Genomic DNA, 16,582 nt, shown 5'->3' on the forward strand with positions numbered 1-16,582 from the left:
CGCCCAAACGCTTGCGGCCTGTGGGGGACGCCACCAGCCTGGGCCGCATGACGAATCCCACGGTACGTCTGGACCATGTCGTCCTCTGGGTCACCGACCCGGTCGCGGCGGCCGGCTTCTACGGGCGGATGCTCGGCCTGGAGCCGCTGCGGGTCGCCGAGTTCGTGGCCGGAGAGGTGCCCTTCCCCTCCGTACGGGTCGACGAGGGGACCATCATCGACCTGGCGCCGCACACCCTCGCCGAGCGCATGCCCGCGCTTCCCGGCGCCACGGGCAGCGCGGGCCACCCCGTCAACCACATCTGTCTGGCCCTGCCGCCCGACGCCTTCGACGCCCTGCGCGCCCGCCTCGCCGACCACACGGTCCCCATGACCGACATCGGCCACGACTCCTTCGGCGCCCGCGGGAAGGCGCCGCGCAACTTCTACTTCCGGGACCCCGACGGCAACATCGTCGAGGCCCGGCACTACGGCTGACCGCCGCTCCCGCCGCCTGGGCGGCTCAGAACAGCGGCTCGGGCAGGACCCCCTCCAGGGCGAGCAGCTTCCGCTTGGTCTCCAGACCGCCCCCGAACCCGCCCAGGCCGCCGTCGCTCTCCACCACCCGGTGACAGGGCACCACGACCGGCAGCGGATTGGCGCCCATCGCCGCGCCGACCGCCTGCGCCCCGCCGGGCTGCCCGACCCGCCCGGCCAGATCGCCGTACCCGACCACCGCGCCGTACGGAACACCGGCGGCCAGTTCACGCAGGACCTGGCGGTTGAAGCCGGAGATCAGTGACCAGTCCAGCGGCAGGTCGAAGTCCTGCCGCTCGCCCGCGAAGTACGCCCGCAGCTGGCGTATCGCCTCGGCCAGGACCGGGGCCGCGGGATCCTCGACGGGCTCGGTGCCCAGCCGGGCACCCAGTCGCTCCAGAGCCCGCTCCCGCACCGCGTCGGTGGCGTGGAACACCACGTTGACCAGGCCGTCGCGGGTCGCCGCCAGCAGCAGCGGGCCGATGTCGGTGCCGATGACGGCCCACACCACCCGCTGCTCGTACTGCCCTTCGCTGTCCATGCGCCCCACCGTACGGCCCGCCACTGACAACGCCCGCCGTCCGGCCGGGCTCAGCTCGCGCGCAGCGCGGCCCGCACCACGTCCGGCTTGTTGGTGATGATCCCGTCCACGCCGTAGCCCACGGCCTTCCACGTGGTGAGCGCGTCGTTCACCGTCCAGGTGAAGACACGCAGCGGCCTGCCGTGCGGACCATCGAACGAATGAACGGTATTCACATAATCGGCGGAGATCGAGTCCACCGAGGGGTTGATCAGATCCGTGAAGCCCGCGTACCGGCGCAGGGACGACACGGACGGTGTGCCGAGGTAGCCGGTCGTCACGGCCGGCCGGAGATCGTGCACGATGCGCAGGCTGTCCGCGCTGAAGCTCTGCACGATGATCCGGTCGAGGTGCCCCCGGTCCAGCCAGTGCTCGTCGCCCAGCTGCTTGAGGATCTGCCGCTCGATCCCCGGGTACAGCTCCGGGTTCTTGATCTCCAGGAGCAGCTTCTCGTGATTGTGCTCGACCCGGCGCATGTACTGCGCCAGTGTCGGCACGCGCGTGCCCGCGCACGAGGGGGAGAACCAGCTGCCCGCGTCCAGCCGGGCGATCTCGGCGGCGGTGAAGTCCTTCACCTTCCAGGGGGCCCGGCCGGGGAAGACCCGCGCGGCGTCGGTGGTGCGCCGGAGGCTGTCGTCATGGATCACCACCAGACGGCCGTCCTTGGTGCGCTGGACGTCGTTCTCGACCCAGGTGAAGCCGAGCGCGGCCGCCTTGTCGATGGCGGCCAGCGTGTTCTCGGGCGCGTAGGCGGAGGCCCCCCGATGAGCGAGCACGGTGGGCTCGGCGGCATCGCCGGCCCGGGCGGTGGGGCCCGGGCTCAGCAGGGCCGCCGTGCCCAGGAGCGCGGCGGTCACGGCGGCAACGGCGCGCGCGTGCATGCGTCGTCCTCACGTCGAACGAATACGGACAGCACAAGAGTGACAGCAGGGAGTCAACAGCGGCTGGGTACGGGATGGCCACAGATTGAATGGAGTTGCCCAAGTCCACTCACTGGTGCCGCACAACTGCGGCAAGGCCGTGTTTCTTTGCCGGAAAATCGTTCGACCATTCCGGTGCGGGTCATACTCTCTGCGTCAACCCTGACCGCTCGGGCGGTCCTGGGACGGGGGCGCAATTCCAATATTCCGGGACGCAAAGGGTGAAGGGCAGCCGCGTATGCAGGGCACGGTCGACGGATTCAGCTATGGGGTGGTCACCCCGCTGGTGGCCTATCTGATGGCCTGCCTCGGCGGTGCTCTCGGGCTGCGCTGCACGACCAGAGCGATGCTCGTGGCGCACTCCTGGCGGCCCGCCTGGCTGGCCCTCGGCTCGGCGGCGATCGGCTCCGGCATCTGGACCATGCACTTCGTCGCCATGATGGGGTTCAGCGTCAAGGAGACACCGATCCACTACGACAAGCCGCTCACGTACGCGAGTCTCGGCCTCGCCATCGTCATGGTGGGCGTCGGGATCTTCATAGTCGGCTACCGGGGCGCTACCGGAACCGCACTCTTCACCGGCGGCACGATCACCGGCCTCGGCATCGCCTCGATGCACTACCTCGGCATGGCCGGCCTGCGCCTCAACGGGACGCTGGAGTACAACACGCTCACCGTGGCCGCGTCGGTCGTGATAGGGGTCGTGGCCGCCACCTCGGCCCTGTGGGCGGCCGGGCAGATCCGCGGCTTCCTGTGGAGCGTCGGCGCGAGCCTCGTCATGGGACTCGCCGTCAGCGGTATGCACTACACCGGGATGGCCGCCCTCAGCGTCCACCTCCACGGCTCCGACGTGACGGGCCCCGGCGACTCGCCCGCCTCCCTGCTCGCCCCCATGCTGATCGGCCCGCTGGCCTTCCTCTGCCTCGCCGCCGTCGTCGTGATCTTCGATCCGCTGATGGTCACGGGCAAGCCCGACCGGCTCCGCGTGGAGCACAAGGCGGGCGTCCCGGCCGCCGATGTCACCCACCACCCGAGCCGCCGCCCGTCGCCGCGCGTCGGCCGCCAGCAGAGCCACCACAGCTCGCGCACCCCGCAGAACCGCTGATCAGAACCGGTTGTCAGTGCGGGGTCGTACGGTGGAGTCCATGCGGCCCGTTTCCCACATCGAACGCACGGTGGCGCCCTTCGAGGTCGTCAGCCCGTACCAGCCCAGCGGCGACCAGCCGACGGCCATCGCCGACCTGGCCAAGCGCATCGAAGGCGGCGAGAAGGACGTCGTCCTCCTCGGCGCGACCGGCACCGGCAAGTCCGCCACCACCGCGTGGATGATCGAGAAGCTCCAGCGCCCCACCCTGGTGATGGCGCCGAACAAGACGCTGGCCGCCCAGCTGGCCAACGAGTTCCGCGAGCTCCTCCCGAACAACGCGGTCGAGTACTTCGTCTCGTACTACGACTACTACCAGCCCGAGGCGTACGTCCCGCAGTCGGACACCTACATCGAGAAGGACTCCTCGATCAACGAGGAGGTCGAGCGGCTGCGCCACTCCGCCACCAACTCCCTCCTCACCCGCCGCGACGTCATCGTGGTCGCCTCGGTCTCCTGCATCTACGGCCTCGGCACGCCCCAGGAGTACGTCGACCGCATGGTCCCGCTGCGGGTCGGCGACGAGATCGACCGCGACGACCTGCTGCGCCGCTTCGTCGACATCCAGTACACGCGCAACGACCTGGCCTTCACCCGCGGCACCTTCCGCGTCCGCGGCGACACCATCGAGATCTTCCCGGTCTACGAGGAGCTCGCGGTCCGCATCGAGATGTTCGGCGACGAGATCGAGGCGCTGTCCACGCTGCACCCGCTCACCGGCGAGATCATTAGCGACGACCAGCAGCTGTACGTCTTCCCGGCCTCCCACTACGTCGCGGGCCCCGAGCGCCTGGAGCGGGCTGCCAACGACATCGAGAAGGAGCTGGGGGAGCGCCTGGCCGAGCTGGAGAAGCAGGGCAAGCTGCTGGAGGCCCAGCGCCTGCGCATGCGCACCACGTACGACCTGGAGATGCTCCGCCAGATCGGCACCTGCTCCGGCGTGGAGAACTACTCGATGCACTTCGACGGCCGCCTGCCCGGCTCCCCGCCCAACACCCTGCTCGACTACTTCCCGGACGACTTCCTCCTCGTCATCGACGAGTCGCATGTCACCGTGCCGCAGATCGGCGCCATGTACGAGGGCGACGCCTCCCGCAAGCGCACCCTCGTGGACCACGGCTTCCGGCTGCCCTCAGCCCTGGACAACCGCCCCCTGAAGTGGGAGGAGTTCCAGGAGCGGATCGGGCAGGCCGTGTACCTGTCGGCGACCCCCGGCGCGTACGAGCTGTCCCGCGGGGACGGCGTCGTCGAGCAGATCATCCGCCCCACCGGCCTCGTCGACCCCGAGGTCGTCGTCAAGCCCACCGAGGGCCAGATCGACGACCTGGTGCACGAGATCCGCAAGCGCACCGAGAAGGACGAGCGGGTCCTGGTCACCACGCTCACCAAGAAGATGGCCGAGGACCTCACCGATTACTTCCTGGAACTCGGCATCCAGGTGCGCTATCTGCACAGCGACGTCGACACCCTGCGCCGTGTGGAGCTGCTGCGCGAGCTGCGCGCCGGCGAGTACGACGTCCTGGTCGGCATCAACCTCCTCCGTGAGGGCCTCGACCTGCCCGAGGTGTCCCTGGTGGCGATCCTGGACGCCGACAAGGAGGGCTTCCTGCGCTCCGGGACCTCGCTGATCCAGACCATCGGCCGCGCGGCGCGCAACGTCTCCGGCCAGGTCCACATGTACGCAGACAAGATCACCCCGGCGATGGAGAAGGCCATCGACGAGACCAACCGGCGCCGGGAGAAGCAGGTCGCCTACAACAAGGCCAGGGGCATCGACCCGCAGCCGCTGCGCAAGAAGATCAACGACATCGTCGCGCAGATCGCCCGCGAAGAGGTCGACACCGAACAACTGCTCGGCTCGGGCTACCGCAACCTCAAGGACGGCAAGGGCGCCAAGGCACCCGTTCCGTCCCTGGGTGACAAGGCGGCCAAGGGCGCGAAGGCCGGCAAGGCCGCCAAGGGCAAGGCCAGGGAAACGGTGCCCACCGACCGCCCCGCCGCCGAACTCGCCGAGCAGATCGAGGAGATGACGGAGCGGATGCGTGCCGCCGCCGCCGACCTGCAGTTCGAGATCGCGGCCCGGCTGCGGGACGAGGTCTCCGAGATGAAGAAGGAACTGCGCCAGATGAGGGAAGCGGGCCTGGCCTGACCCCTGGGCCGCGGCCGGACCCCGGCAACGGCGCGAAGTGTTGCAAGACCGACACAAAGCGCGGGCCGGGGTTCGGCACTGTCAGTGGCGCTGCATAGGGTTTCGGTCAACCGCGCACTGCGCGGCAACCGGGGACATCCGACGAGGGGAAGCAGCCGTGACCGTCAACATGACCAAGGGTCAGGCCATCAGCCTGGAGAAGAAGGACGGAGGCTCCCTCAGCGCCGTCCGGATGGGTCTTGGTTGGAAGGCGGCGCCCCGGCGCGGGCTGTTCGGCTCGCGCACCCGTGAGATCGACCTGGACGCCTCGGCGGTGCTCTTCGCCGACAAGCAGCCCGTCGACGTCGTGTTCTTCCGCCACCTGGTGAGCGACGACGGCTCCGTCCGCCACACGGGCGACAACCTCGTCGGCGGCGCGGGCCAGGGCGGTGACGACGAGGCCATCCTCGTCGACCTCGCGCGCGTCCCGGTCCACATCGACCAGATCGTCTTCACGGTCAACTCCTTCACCGGCCAGACCTTCCAGGAGGTGCAGAACGCCTTCTGCCGGCTGGTCGACGAGACCAACGGCCAGGAACTCGCCCGCTACACGCTCGACGGCGGCGGCGAGTACACCGCCCAGATCATGGCGAAGGTGCACCGCTCGGGCCCGGGCTGGACGCTGACGGCCCTGGGCGTTCCCGCCAGGGGCCGCACCTTCCAGGACCTGGTGCCCACCATCCTGCCGGTCCTCTAGCCTGACGGCCCTTCAGAGGGCCTCGCGGGGTACGACGAGCACGACACACAGGGGGACATGGGCTATGGCGGCCGAGTTGGTGCGCGGGCAGAACCATCCGCTCCCGCGGAACCGGATCGAGATCCGGATCTCGGCCCAGGCGCCGGTCGTCGCCGGGGCCACCCTCGCCGACGAGAACGGCCGGGTGGACGGCGCCGACCGGGTGGCCCACCCGGGTGCGCCCACCCTGCCCGGGATCGAGGTCTCCCGGCAGGCGGCCGCCGAACACCGCCTCGCCGTCGACCTCGACGCCCTGCCCGACACCGTGCACCGGGTCAGCGTTCTGATCGCCCTGCCCGCCGCGCCCGGCGGCCCGTCCCGCTTCGGCGCCGTCGCCGCCCCTCGCGCCGCCGTCACCGGCCTCGACGGCACCGAGGTCGCCGGCTACACCCTCGCCGGCCTGGACGCCGAGTCGGCGGTCGTCGCCCTGGAGCTCTACCGGCGCCAAGGCGCCTGGAAGATGCGCGCGGTCGGCCAGGGCTACGCTGCGGGCCTCACCGCGCTCCTCACCGACCAGGGGCTGCCCCAGGCCGCCGAACTCGCCCGCGCGATCGAGGACGCGGTGGCCCGCGGAATGGCCCGCTCGGTCCCGGCGCGTACGACGGACACCGACCGCTCCCGCCGTGCGGCAGCGTCCGTCGCCGGCGAGCACCCCGGCACCGCTGCCGGGTCCCCGTACGACCTGCAGGCACCCGACACCGGCAGCGCCCGGTCGGGTTCCTCCGACGGACTCGGCGAAGCGACGCCGGCACCCGGCGGTGTCCGGCCCCCGGCCCCCGACGCGCCCGCCGCCACCGGGGCCGCCACACCTACCGGCGGCCCCGTCGACTACACACACCCGAAGCGCCGCCGGACATCGCCGCCCCCGGCTCCGCCGGCCCAGGCGGCCTCCGCTCCGGCCGACGGGCCCGCCCCGCCCGTCGCGGGGGACGCGGTCGGCTGGTCCCTGGACGAGCGGCTGTACAACCAGGTCTGGGGCATGTTCGAGGACCTGGCCCGCACCACCGCCGCCTACCGCAGCGCCGTCGACTTCGCCGAGTCGCGCATGGAGAAGGAACTCGACCAGGTCCTCTCCGACCCGCGCAGCCGTCTGGGCTCCGTGGGCGACACCGCGCGCGAGGCCGCCCATGCCCGGCAGGCCCAGCTCGTCGACCAGGCCCGGGCGGTCCTCGACCGTGACCTCGCCCAGCTCACCGCCGAGTCCGAGGTGGTCGAGCCCGCCCTGCCACCGGCGTACGCCCGCTGGGACAACCCCGTCTGGCACGGCTACCAGGTGCCGACCGAGCCGCCGATGGCCGTACGACTGGGCGACCTCCACCTACCCGAGAGCGTCCCGCTGCGCATCCCGATGCTGGTCCGGCTGCCCCTGGAGCGAGGCCTGTGGATCGACAGCGGCCGCACCGCGACCTTGGACGACGACTTCTCCGACTCCGGCGAGCTGCGGCACCTCGCCCTGCGGACGGCGGTGGAGCTCGCGGCCCGGCTGCTCGCCGCTCATCCGGTGGACGAGTTCGGCGTACAGGTCATCGATCCCGCCGGTGCCGCCGCCTCCGCGCTGGCCCCGCTGACGGGCACCGGTGTGCTGGCCGGGCCGCCGGCGGCGGGCGCGGCCGGTGTGGCGGACGTGCTGGGGCGGCTGACCGAGCGCGTCGATCTGGTGCAGATGGCGGTGCGGGGCGGCGCGCCCGACGCCCTGCCGCCCGGTCTGGACACCTCACGGCAGCTGCTGATCGTCAATGACTTCCCGCACGGCTTCGACGACCGTGCCGTCACCCAGCTGCGCTATCTCGCGGACGAGGGCCCGGGCGTCGGCGTCCATCTCCTGCTGGTCGCCGACCTGGAGGACGCCGCCGCCTACGGCCCCTTGCTCGACCCGCTCTGGCGTTCACTGATGCGACTCACGCCGGTGCCGGACGATCATCTGGCCGATCCGTGGGTGGGGCACGCCTGGACGTACGAGCCCTGCCTCGTGCCGGGGGGCAGCCAGGTGCTCCAGCAGGTGCTCACCCAGGTCGCGGCCGCCCGTACCAAGCGCATGTAAAGTCTCTTGACCAGGTGTTTTGATCCTTTCTTTGCCAATCACTTTACCTTTCCTTGGTGATTGGGGTACTGTTTTCCTCACGGAGGGGAGTACTCCCTGTCTGCTGCGGCGACCCCGTCAATACGGATCCGACCGGATCCCGGGGCGTCGGCCCATCTCGGGTGGAAGAGACCTCCGGTAGCGCAACGCCGAAACTTTGCCGTTCACTAACCGGAGGCAGTAGTGGATGTATCCGTGACCCTGTGGGTCCTCACCATCGTGGGGTTGGCCGCCCTCGTCGCGGTCGACTTCTTCATCGGCCGCAAGCCGCACGACGTATCCATCAAGGAAGCCGGCATCTGGACCGTCGTCTGGATCGCCCTGGCCGGACTCTTCGGCCTCGGCCTGCTCGTCTTCTCCGGCGGTCAGCCCGCGGGAGAGTTCTTCGCGGGCTTCATCACCGAGAAGTCGCTGAGCGTCGACAACCTCTTCGTCTTCGTCCTGATCATGGCGAAGTTCGCCGTGCCCTCGCAGTACCAGCAGCGGGTGCTGCTCGTCGGCGTCCTGATAGCCCTGGTCCTGCGGGCCATCTTCATCGCGGCCGGCGCCGCGATCCTCGCCAGCTTCTCGTGGGTGTTCTACCTCTTCGGTGCCTTCCTGATCTGGACCGCCTGGAAGCTGATCCAGGAGGCCCGGGCCGACGAGGAGGAAGAGGAGTTCGAGGAGAACAGGCTGCTCAAGGCCGCCGAGCGCAGGTTCGGCGTGGCCGACCGCTACCACGGCACCAAGCTGTGGATCCAGCAGAACGGCAAGCGGGTCATGACCCCGATGCTGGTCGTGATGCTCGCCATCGGTACGACCGACGTCCTGTTCGCGCTGGACTCCATCCCCGCGATCTTCGGCCTGACGCAGGACCCGTACATCGTCTTCACGGCCAACGCCTTCGCACTGATGGGGCTGCGGCAGCTGTACTTCCTCATCGGCGGACTGCTGAGGAAGCTGGTCCACCTCTCCTACGGCCTGTCGATCATCCTCGGCTTCATCGGCGTCAAGCTGGTGCTGCACGCCCTGCACGAGTCCGGCGTCCATGTACCGGAGATCAGCATCCCGGTCTCGCTCGGCGTCATCTGCGGGGTCCTGATCGTCACCACGATCACCAGCCTGAGGGCCTCCAGGAAGCAGGCGGCGGCCGAGGCGGCGCAGGCTCGGAGCGAAGGCGCTCCGAAGGACAACATCGACGTCTGACCACGTCGGACGTAGGAACAACCACCCCGTGGAGCGGTGCGAAGCGCATTGCCGACCCACCGCTCCCGATGCTTCCTTGAGTGGCGAGCGTCCCCCCGTCCGGGGACGCCGCCACCCGGTGGAGGCAGCCATGACGTTCGTCCAGATCATCGACTTCGAGACCGACCGCATCGACGAGTTGAAGGCCCTGGCCGACGAGATGGGCAACCAGCTCGCCGGCCGCGAGGACGGTCCCACGCGCCGCCTGATCCTCAGGGACCGGGACCGGCCCGGCCGCTACCTCGGCGTGATCGAGTTCAACTCCTACGAGGAGGCCATGCGGAACAGCGGCGACCCCGAGACGAGCAAGTTCGCCGAGCGGATGGCCGCCCTGTGCACCCGGCCGCCGTCCTTCACCGACTGTGACGTCGTGGACCTGACCGACTTCACGTAACCGCTCGACCGACCGCACCTGAACGACCCGGGGGCCGTGCCGTACCGGCGACCGGCCCCCGGAGAACGAAAGGACCGGAATGCGAACCCTGTACGCCTCTGCCACCATCGCTGCATGATCATTCGGCTCAGGTCGCTCACCACCCAGTGGACGTTCCTCGTGCCGGTGCTCGCGGTGGTCCTGCTCCTGTTCACCTGGGGCCGCCATCTGCCCGGCGCGGTCGTCGCGCTGGTGACCGTCGTCCTCGCCGCATCCGTCCTCGCCGCGGTCCACCACGCCGAGGTCGTGGCCCACCGGGTCGGCGAACCCTTCGGCTCCCTGGTCCTCGCCATCGCCGTCACGATCATCGAAGTGGCCCTGATCGTCACGCTCATGGCCGACGGCGGCGACAAGAGTTCCACCCTGGCCCGGGACACCGTCTTCGCCGCGGTGATGATCACCTGCAACGGCATCGTCGGCCTCTGTCTCCTGGTCGCCTCACTACGCCACGGCACCGCGGTCTTCAACCCCGAAGGCACCGGCGCCGCCCTGGCGACCGTGGCCACCCTGGCCACACTCAGCCTGGTGCTGCCGACCTTCACCACCAGCAAACCCGGACCCGAGTTCTCCGGCGTCCAACTCACCTTCGCGGCCCTGTCCTCACTGATCCTGTACGGCCTGTTCGTGACGACCCAGACCGTCCGGCACCGCGACTACTTCCTGCCCATCACCCGACAGGGCGAGGTGATCACCATCGACGACCACGCCGCGGCCCCGTCCGCGCGCACCGCCTCGATCAGCCTCGGCCTGCTGGGCCTCGCCCTGGTCGGCGTCGTCGGACTGGCCAAGGGCGTGTCGCCGACGATCGAGTCCGGCGTGGCGGCGGCCGGCCTGCACCAGGCCGTCGTCGGTGTGATCATCGCCCTGCTGGTGCTGCTCCCCGAGACCATCGCCGCACTCCGCTCGGCCCGCCGGGACCGCGTGCAGACCAGTCTCAACCTGGCGCTCGGCTCGGCCATGGCGAGCATCGGCCTGACCATCCCCGCCGTCGCCCTCGCCTCCATCTGGCTGTCCGGACCCCTGATTCTCGGCCTGAGCGCCACCCATATGCTGCTGCTCGCGCTCACCGTGGTGGTCAGCTCCCTGACGGTGGTGCCGGGCCGGGCCACACCGCTCCAGGGCGGCGTGCACCTGGTGCTGTTCGCCGCGTACCTGGAACTGGCGATCAACCCGTAGCGGGCTCGGAGGCCCTCACCCGGTGACCGGCTCGGCCGCCGCCACCGGCACCGGACGGGTCTCCGGAAGCAGCGCGAAGCAGCCGAGGCTCAGCAGTGCGATCGTCGTCAGATACGCCCCGACACCCCACGGCACGCGCCCGCCGTGCTCGGCCAGCGCCGTCGCCACGATCGGGGTGAGCGCGCCCCCGAGGACCCCGCCGAGGTTGTAGCCGACGGCGGCACCGGTGCAGCGCACCCGGGGCTCGTACAGCTCCGGGAGATAGGCGGCGATCACCGAGAACATCGTGATGAAGGCGACCAGCGCACCCGTGAACCCCAGGAACATCAGCAGCGGCTGGCCGGTCGCCAGCAGCGCGACCATCGGGAACATCCAGAGCGCCGAGGCCGTGCACCCCGCCAGACACAGCGGCTTGCGGCCGTAGCGGTCGCCGAGCAGGGCCATCACCGGGGTGAGCGAGCCCTTCACCACCACCGCGGCCATGATGCAGGTCAGCATGACGGTACGGCTCACCCCGAGACGCTCGGTCCCGTACGCCAGCGACCAGGTCGTCACCGCGTAGAACACCGCGTACCCGACCGCGAGCGCCCCCGCCGTCAGCAGCACCAGCCGCCAGTGGTGCCGTGCGACCTCGACGAGCGGCACGCGCGCGTGGTCGTCGATCTCCAGGAACCGGGGGCTCTCGGCGAGCGAGGAACGCAGCCACAGCCCGCCCAGCGCCAGCGCGCCCGCCGCCCAGAACGGCACCCGCCACCCCCACTGGGCGAACTGCGCGTCGGTCAGGGTCGCCGACAGGGCCAGCATCACGCCGTTGGCGAGCAGGAAGCCGACGGCCGGACCGATCTGCGGAAAGCTCGACCACAGGGCGCGCCGTCCGGCAGGCGCGTGCTCCGCCGTCAGCAGCACCGCCCCGCCCCACTCCCCGCCGAGCCCCAGCCCCTGCAGAAAGCGCAGCAGGAGCAGCAGCAGGGGAGCGGCGACGCCGATCCGGTCGTACGTCGGCACGAACCCGACCGCGACCGTCGAGGCGCCGGTCAGCCACAGGGACATGACCAGGACCGGACGCCGGCCGCGCCGGTCCCCGATGTGCCCGAACAGCATCGAGCCCAGCGGCCGGGCCACGAACCCCACTCCGAACGTGCCGAACGCCGCCAGCGTCCCCGCCACCGGCGAGAACGTCGGGAAGAACAGCGGCCCCAGGACGAGCGCCGCGGCCGTGCCGTAGACGAAGAAGTCGTAGAACTCGATCGCCGTCCCGGCGAGCGAGGCGGCCGCCAGCCGCAGCATCGAAGGGGCCCTCACGGTGCGTACATCGCTCATGCCGCGTCAACTACCCACGGTGATCACGAGTTACGGGGGCGCACGGCCTCCTTCGGAGGCGCCCCGGCGCACCGTGATAAACCGGTCTGAGCTGCGGTCCTCCGAGGGCCGCTCGTCGTCCCAACGGACCGGAGGAATCGTGCCCCGCACCCTGGCCAACGCCCCGATCATGATCCTCAACGGGCCCAACCTGAACCTGCTGGGCCAGCGCCAGCCCGAGATCTACGGCTCCGACACGCTCGCCGACATCGAGGCACTGTGCGCCAAGGCGGCGGCCGCGCACGGCGGGACCGTTGACTTCCGGCAGTCCAACCACGAGGGCGAACTGGTCGACTGGATCCACGAGGCCCGGCTCGACCACTGCGGGATCGTCATCAACCCGGGCGCGTACTCGCACACCTCGGTCGCGATCCTGGACGCCCTCAACACCTGTGACGGGATGCCGGTGCTGGAAGTGCACATCTCCAACATCCACAAGCGCGAGTCGTTCCGGCACCACTCCTACGTCTCCCTGCGCGCCGACGGTGTGATCGCCGGATGCGGCGTACAGGGCTATGTGTTCGGCGTGGAGCGGGTGGCGGCGCTGGTGGGCGCCGCCACCGCCGACGCGTAGCTCTCAGGGGCCGGCAGGGGGCTCCAGGGGCCTTCAGGGGCCTTCAGGGGTTCAGGGTCCTTCAGAGCCGTCCGGCCTCCACGATCCGCCGCAGGAAGCGCCGGGTGCGCTCCTGCTGCGGGTCGCCGAACACCTGCTCGGCCGTGCCGCGTTCGAGGACGACACCGCCGTCCAGGAAGCAGACCTGGTCGGCGACGTCCCGGGCGAAGCCCATCTCGTGCGTCGCCAGCACCATGGTCATGCCCTCGTCCTTGAGGTCGCGGACCACGGTGAGCACCTCGCCCACCAGCTCCGGGTCGAGGGCGGCGGTGATCTCGTCGAGCAGCAGCAGCCGCGGCCGTACCGCCAGGGCGCGCACGATCGCCACACGCTGCTGCTGACCGCCGCTGAGCCGGTCCGGATAGGCCTTCGCCTTGTCACCGAGTCCGAGGCGCCTGAGAAGCTCCCCGGCCCGCTCCTCGGCCTCCGCGCGGGAGACGCCGTGCACCCGGCGCGGCGCCAGGGTGATGTTCTCCAGCACGGTCATGTGCGGGAACAGGTTGTACGCCTGGAAGACCACGCCGATCCGGCGCCGTACCGCGTCCTGGTCCGCCCGCGGGTCGGTGATCTCCTCGCCGTCCAGCCAGATCGCGCCGTCGTCGATCTCCTCCAGGAGGTTGGCGCAGCGCAGCAACGTCGACTTGCCGGAGCCGGAGGCGCCGATCAGCGCGGTCACCGTGTGCGGGGCGACCTCCAGGTCGACATCGCGCAGCACCACCGAGTCGCCGAAGGTCTTGCGGACGGACTCCATACGCAGCACAGGTGCGTCGCTCATACGGATCCTCCCTGGGCCCGCTGCCGGTCCATCCGCGCGGTCACCCAGTCCGTGAAACGGGTCATCGGGATGGTCAGCGCCACGAAGACCAGCCCCGCGACGATGTAGGGCGTGTAGTTGAGACTGCGCTGGGCGATGATGTCGGCCGCGCGTACGGCGTCGATCGCACCGCCGATCGACACGAGCCCGGTGTCCTTCTGCAGCGACACCAGGTCGTTCAGCAGGGGCGGCACCTGACGGCGCACGGCCTGGGGGAGCACCACGTGGCGCAGCGCCTGCCGGTTGGTCAGCCCCAGCGAGCGGGCCGCGGCACGCTGCGAGGGGTGCACGGACTCGATGCCCGCGCGGAACACCTCCGCGACATAGGCGGAGTACGTCAGGGTGAGCGCCGTACCGCCCAGCAGCACGGGATCGACGGTCACGCCCTGGAGGCGCAGCGCGGGCACGCCGAAGACCACGATCATCAGGTTGATGATCAGCGGCAGACCTCGGAAGAAGTCCGTGTACGCCGCCGCCAGCGCCCGCACGGGGAAGAACACCGGCCCCGGCAGGGTGCGCGCGATCGCGATCAGCATGCCCAGGACGAGCACCAGCACACCGCAGATCAGCAGCAGCCGCACATTGAGCCAGAGACCTTCGAGGACCTTGGGCAGCGCCTCGCGCGCGTACTGCCCGTCGAAGAAGGTCTCCTTGGTGCGTTCCCAGCCAGGCGCGCTGACCACGACCAGGTACAGGACGACGGCCGTGACCAGGGTCGACAGCGCGGCGATCGCGGTCGCGCGCCGGGCCCGGGCACGCTTGTGGCGCTCCCGGTCCAGGCGCCGCTGCGAGGGGACGTACGCGTCGCGCATTCCGTCTTCGCCGGAGTCCTCCCCGGACTCGGCCTTCGCGACCGTCACTTGAGCACCGGCGCGTCGACGGCGTCCGACAGCCACTGCTTCTCCAGCGCCGCGAGGGTGCCGTCCTTGCGCAGGGCGTCCACGGCCGAGCTCACGCAGGAGGTGAGGGCGCTGCCCTTGTCCAGGACGAGCCCGAACTGCTCGGGCGTACCGCTCTGGTTCTCGAACTGGCCGACGATCTCGGCGTTGGTCACCTGGGCCGCGGTGATGTAGAAGGCGGTCGGCAGGTCGACGACGATCGCGTCCACCTGGCCGTTCTTGAGCGCCGAGACGGCCTGGTCGTTCTTGGAGTACGCGGCCGCCTCCTGGGACGGCTTCACGACGTCGCTGATGTAGTTCAGGCTCGTCGTGCCGACCTGGGCGCCCAGCTTGAGGCCCTTCAGGCCCGCGATGCTCGTCGCCTTCGCGGCCTTGCTGCCCTTGAGCGCGATGACCGCCTGGCGCACGTCGTAGTAGCCGGACGAGAAGTCCACGGCCTTCTTGCGTTCGGCGCTGATGGACACCTGGTTGATGTCGAAGTCGAAGGTCTTCACACCGGGCGCGAACGCCTTGTTGAACGGCACGCTCTGCCAGACGACCGCGCTCTTGTCGTAGCCGAGCTGCTTCGCCACGGCGTACGCGACCGCCGACTCGAAGCCCTCGCCGTTGGCCGGCTTGTCGTCCTTGAACCAGGGCTCGTACGCCGGTTCGTCCGTCGCGATGGTCAGCTTGCCGGAGGTCTGGGTGGCCAACTTGCCCTTGGCGCAGGTGGTTCCGGCCGACGAGGAGGAACTCCCGGACGCCTTGTCGTCCGGCTGCGGAGCGCAGCCGACAGCGGTGGCGAGCAGGGCTATGGTGGCGGCGGCGACAGCGCGACGCAGTGCGCTCGGGGCAGGGTGCATGGCGGGAGAGTGACAGCGAAGGCCGCGTTTGTCCAGGTCAAGAGGGTATTTGTCCGCATACTGGGAACGGGTGTTGCGGTCTTGTGAACACTGCCGTGGATGCGGGTGAGCGCGCCGGGGCCGCCGGTCGAGGGCGGGGAATGATGACCGGCGGCCCGTACCGCGCAGGAGCCGTCATCCTGTGCGGGGCTGCCACCAGTTGACTGCGCGACCGCGCACGCCGGGAGCGTGCGCTGGGCTCCGGCGTGTGCGAACTGTTCACACGGGGCGCGCGAAGCAGTTCACGGGCGTGCGGGGCAGTTCATGGGCGTACGCCAGTGGACGCACGCCGTGCGCTCACGCCCCGCGCCCACGCCTCGGGCTCGGCCGCCCCCGTACTCACCACCCGCGCGCGTGCCACTCCGGCAGGTGCGGGCGCTCGGTGCCCAGCGTGGTGTCGTTGCCGTGCCCCGGGTACACCCAGGTCTCGTCCGGCAGCGCGTCGAAGATCTTCGTCTCGACGTCGTGGATCAGGCTGGCGAAGGCCTCGGCGTCCTTGCGCGTGTTGCCGACGCCGCCGGGGAAGAGGCAGTCCCCGGTGAAGACGTGCGGGTGGCCGTGCGGGTCGTCGTAGACCAGGGCGATGGAGCCGGGGGTGTGGCCGACGAGATGGCGGGCGGTCAGTTCCACGCGGCCGACCCGGATGACGTCGCCGTCGTCGACGGGGACGTCGGTGGTGACCGGGATGCCGGGGGCGTCCTCGCGGCCCGAGTAGGTCCGCGCGCCGGTGGCGGCGACGACTTCGGCCAGCGCCTGCCAGTGGTCGCCGTGCTGGTGCGTGGTGACGACGGACGCGATGCCGTCGTCACCGATCATGCCCAGCAGAGTCTCCGCGTCGTTGGCCGCGTCGATCAGCAACTGCTCGTCCGTGGCGCGGCAGCGCAGCAGATAGGCGTTGTTGTCCATCGGCCCGACCGCGATCTTGGTGATCATCAGGTCCTTGAGCTCGTGCACGTCCGCCGGTCCGCCGACCGTCACCTCTCCGCTGTACGTCATGGCGGTCAGCCTATAGCGGGGAGT

The 16,582-nt window shown here is 70.3% G+C and carries 16 protein-coding genes; 9 read left to right on the forward strand and 7 right to left on the reverse strand.

Annotated elements, in window-relative coordinates; translation table 11 throughout:
- Positions 1-47: 47 nt before the first annotated feature.
- Entirely contained in the window at positions 48-476 is a 429-nt protein-coding gene (locus tag ACIPSJ_RS07415; protein WP_401344231.1) for a VOC family protein, read from the forward strand.
- A gap of 25 nt (positions 477-501) precedes the next feature.
- Here ACIPSJ_RS07415 and ACIPSJ_RS07420 read toward each other — a convergent pair whose 3' ends face one another.
- On the reverse strand, positions 502-1,056 hold the full coding sequence (locus ACIPSJ_RS07420; RefSeq protein ID WP_359222148.1) for a methylated-DNA--[protein]-cysteine S-methyltransferase: 555 nt from the start codon (positions 1,054-1,056) through the stop codon (positions 502-504).
- 50 nt (positions 1,057-1,106) lie between these two features.
- Complete coding sequence (locus ACIPSJ_RS07425) at positions 1,107-1,976, reverse strand: glycerophosphodiester phosphodiesterase (RefSeq protein ID WP_401344232.1); 870 nt, start codon at positions 1,974-1,976, stop codon at positions 1,107-1,109.
- Between the two features lie 277 nt (positions 1,977-2,253).
- Here ACIPSJ_RS07425 and ACIPSJ_RS07430 point away from each other — a divergent pair, with 277 nt between their 5' ends.
- The 7 genes from ACIPSJ_RS07430 to ACIPSJ_RS07460 all read left to right on the forward strand — a co-directional run bounded on the left by ACIPSJ_RS07430 (position 2,254) and on the right by ACIPSJ_RS07460 (position 10,996).
- Positions 2,254-3,120: an MHYT domain-containing protein gene (locus tag ACIPSJ_RS07430; protein WP_359222146.1), complete on the forward strand. Its 867-nt coding sequence runs from the start codon at positions 2,254-2,256 to the stop codon at positions 3,118-3,120.
- Positions 3,121-3,160: 40 nt separating this feature from the next.
- Positions 3,161-5,308 (forward strand): excinuclease ABC subunit UvrB, encoded by a 2,148-nt coding sequence (gene uvrB / locus ACIPSJ_RS07435; RefSeq protein ID WP_401344234.1) that lies wholly within the window; start codon positions 3,161-3,163, stop codon positions 5,306-5,308.
- 157 nt (positions 5,309-5,465) lie between these two features.
- On the forward strand, positions 5,466-6,044 hold the full coding sequence (locus tag ACIPSJ_RS07440; protein WP_355718919.1) for a TerD family protein: 579 nt from the start codon (positions 5,466-5,468) through the stop codon (positions 6,042-6,044).
- A gap of 64 nt (positions 6,045-6,108) precedes the next feature.
- Positions 6,109-8,124 carry a TerD family protein gene (locus ACIPSJ_RS07445; RefSeq protein WP_401344236.1) on the forward strand — a complete coding sequence of 672 codons (2,016 nt, stop codon included), beginning with the start codon at positions 6,109-6,111 and terminating at the stop codon, positions 8,122-8,124.
- A 222-nt stretch (positions 8,125-8,346) separates the two neighbouring features.
- A complete protein-coding gene (locus tag ACIPSJ_RS07450) occupies positions 8,347-9,348 on the forward strand; it encodes a TerC/Alx family metal homeostasis membrane protein (protein ID WP_401344238.1) in 1,002 nt (333 codons plus the stop codon).
- 130 nt (positions 9,349-9,478) lie between these two features.
- Positions 9,479-9,781: a hypothetical protein gene (locus ACIPSJ_RS07455; protein ID WP_401344240.1), complete on the forward strand. Its 303-nt coding sequence runs from the start codon at positions 9,479-9,481 to the stop codon at positions 9,779-9,781.
- Between the two features lie 114 nt (positions 9,782-9,895).
- The gene (locus ACIPSJ_RS07460) at positions 9,896-10,996 is read left to right on the forward strand and encodes a calcium:proton antiporter (RefSeq protein ID WP_401344242.1); all 1,101 of its coding nucleotides are present in this window, start codon (positions 9,896-9,898) and stop codon (positions 10,994-10,996) included.
- 15 nt (positions 10,997-11,011) lie between these two features.
- Here the strand turns inward: ACIPSJ_RS07460 and ACIPSJ_RS07465 are convergent, their stop codons facing one another.
- Positions 11,012-12,283, reverse strand: coding sequence for an MFS transporter (locus tag ACIPSJ_RS07465; RefSeq protein ID WP_401344613.1), 1,272 nt, complete (start codon positions 12,281-12,283; stop codon positions 11,012-11,014).
- Positions 12,284-12,455: 172 nt separating this feature from the next.
- Here ACIPSJ_RS07465 and aroQ point away from each other — a divergent pair, with 172 nt between their 5' ends.
- A complete protein-coding gene (aroQ, locus tag ACIPSJ_RS07470) occupies positions 12,456-12,929 on the forward strand; it encodes a type II 3-dehydroquinate dehydratase (RefSeq protein WP_351705240.1) in 474 nt (157 codons plus the stop codon).
- A gap of 61 nt (positions 12,930-12,990) precedes the next feature.
- On the opposite strand, the gene ACIPSJ_RS07475 is transcribed toward aroQ, so the two are convergent.
- The 4 genes from ACIPSJ_RS07475 to ACIPSJ_RS07490 form a co-directional block, all read right to left on the reverse strand.
- Complete coding sequence (locus ACIPSJ_RS07475; protein ID WP_359222139.1) at positions 12,991-13,743, reverse strand: amino acid ABC transporter ATP-binding protein; 753 nt, start codon at positions 13,741-13,743, stop codon at positions 12,991-12,993.
- Complete coding sequence (locus tag ACIPSJ_RS07480) at positions 13,740-14,642, reverse strand: amino acid ABC transporter permease (protein WP_359222138.1); 903 nt, start codon at positions 14,640-14,642, stop codon at positions 13,740-13,742. Before ACIPSJ_RS07480 ends, ACIPSJ_RS07475 begins: the two co-directional genes overlap by 4 nt.
- Positions 14,639-15,523, reverse strand: a complete 885-nt coding sequence (locus ACIPSJ_RS07485; protein ID WP_359222136.1) for an ABC transporter substrate-binding protein — start codon at positions 15,521-15,523, stop codon at positions 14,639-14,641. The genes ACIPSJ_RS07480 and ACIPSJ_RS07485 overlap by 4 nt, the downstream gene beginning before the upstream one ends.
- 378 nt (positions 15,524-15,901) lie before the next feature.
- Complete coding sequence (locus ACIPSJ_RS07490) at positions 15,902-16,558, reverse strand: MBL fold metallo-hydrolase (protein ID WP_401344246.1); 657 nt, start codon at positions 16,556-16,558, stop codon at positions 15,902-15,904.
- Between the last annotated feature and the right edge of the window lie 24 nt (positions 16,559-16,582).

Source organism: Streptomyces sp. NPDC090088 (assembly GCF_044747345.1).
Classification (GTDB): Bacteria; Actinomycetota; Actinomycetes; order Streptomycetales; family Streptomycetaceae; genus Streptomyces.

Coding starts and splice junctions, on each gene's coding strand:
- ACIPSJ_RS07415 (WP_401344231.1), top strand. CDS start 48: ATGACGAATCCCACGGTACGTCTGGACCATGTCGTCCTCTGGGTCACC.
- ACIPSJ_RS07490 (WP_401344246.1), bottom strand. CDS start 16,558: ATGACGTACAGCGGAGAGGTGACGGTCGGCGGACCGGCGGACGTGCAC.
- ACIPSJ_RS07465 (WP_401344613.1), bottom strand. CDS start 12,283: ATGCTGCGGCTGGCGGCCGCCTCGCTCGCCGGGACGGCGATCGAGTTC.
- ACIPSJ_RS07420 (WP_359222148.1), bottom strand. CDS start 1,056: ATGGACAGCGAAGGGCAGTACGAGCAGCGGGTGGTGTGGGCCGTCATC.
- ACIPSJ_RS07460 (WP_401344242.1), top strand. CDS start 9,896: ATGATCATTCGGCTCAGGTCGCTCACCACCCAGTGGACGTTCCTCGTG.
- ACIPSJ_RS07445 (WP_401344236.1), top strand. CDS start 6,109: ATGGCGGCCGAGTTGGTGCGCGGGCAGAACCATCCGCTCCCGCGGAAC.
- ACIPSJ_RS07485 (WP_359222136.1), bottom strand. CDS start 15,523: ATGCACCCTGCCCCGAGCGCACTGCGTCGCGCTGTCGCCGCCGCCACC.
- ACIPSJ_RS07455 (WP_401344240.1), top strand. CDS start 9,479: ATGACGTTCGTCCAGATCATCGACTTCGAGACCGACCGCATCGACGAG.
- uvrB (WP_401344234.1), top strand. CDS start 3,161: ATGCGGCCCGTTTCCCACATCGAACGCACGGTGGCGCCCTTCGAGGTC.
- ACIPSJ_RS07475 (WP_359222139.1), bottom strand. CDS start 13,743: ATGAGCGACGCACCTGTGCTGCGTATGGAGTCCGTCCGCAAGACCTTC.
- ACIPSJ_RS07430 (WP_359222146.1), top strand. CDS start 2,254: ATGCAGGGCACGGTCGACGGATTCAGCTATGGGGTGGTCACCCCGCTG.
- ACIPSJ_RS07425 (WP_401344232.1), bottom strand. CDS start 1,976: ATGCACGCGCGCGCCGTTGCCGCCGTGACCGCCGCGCTCCTGGGCACG.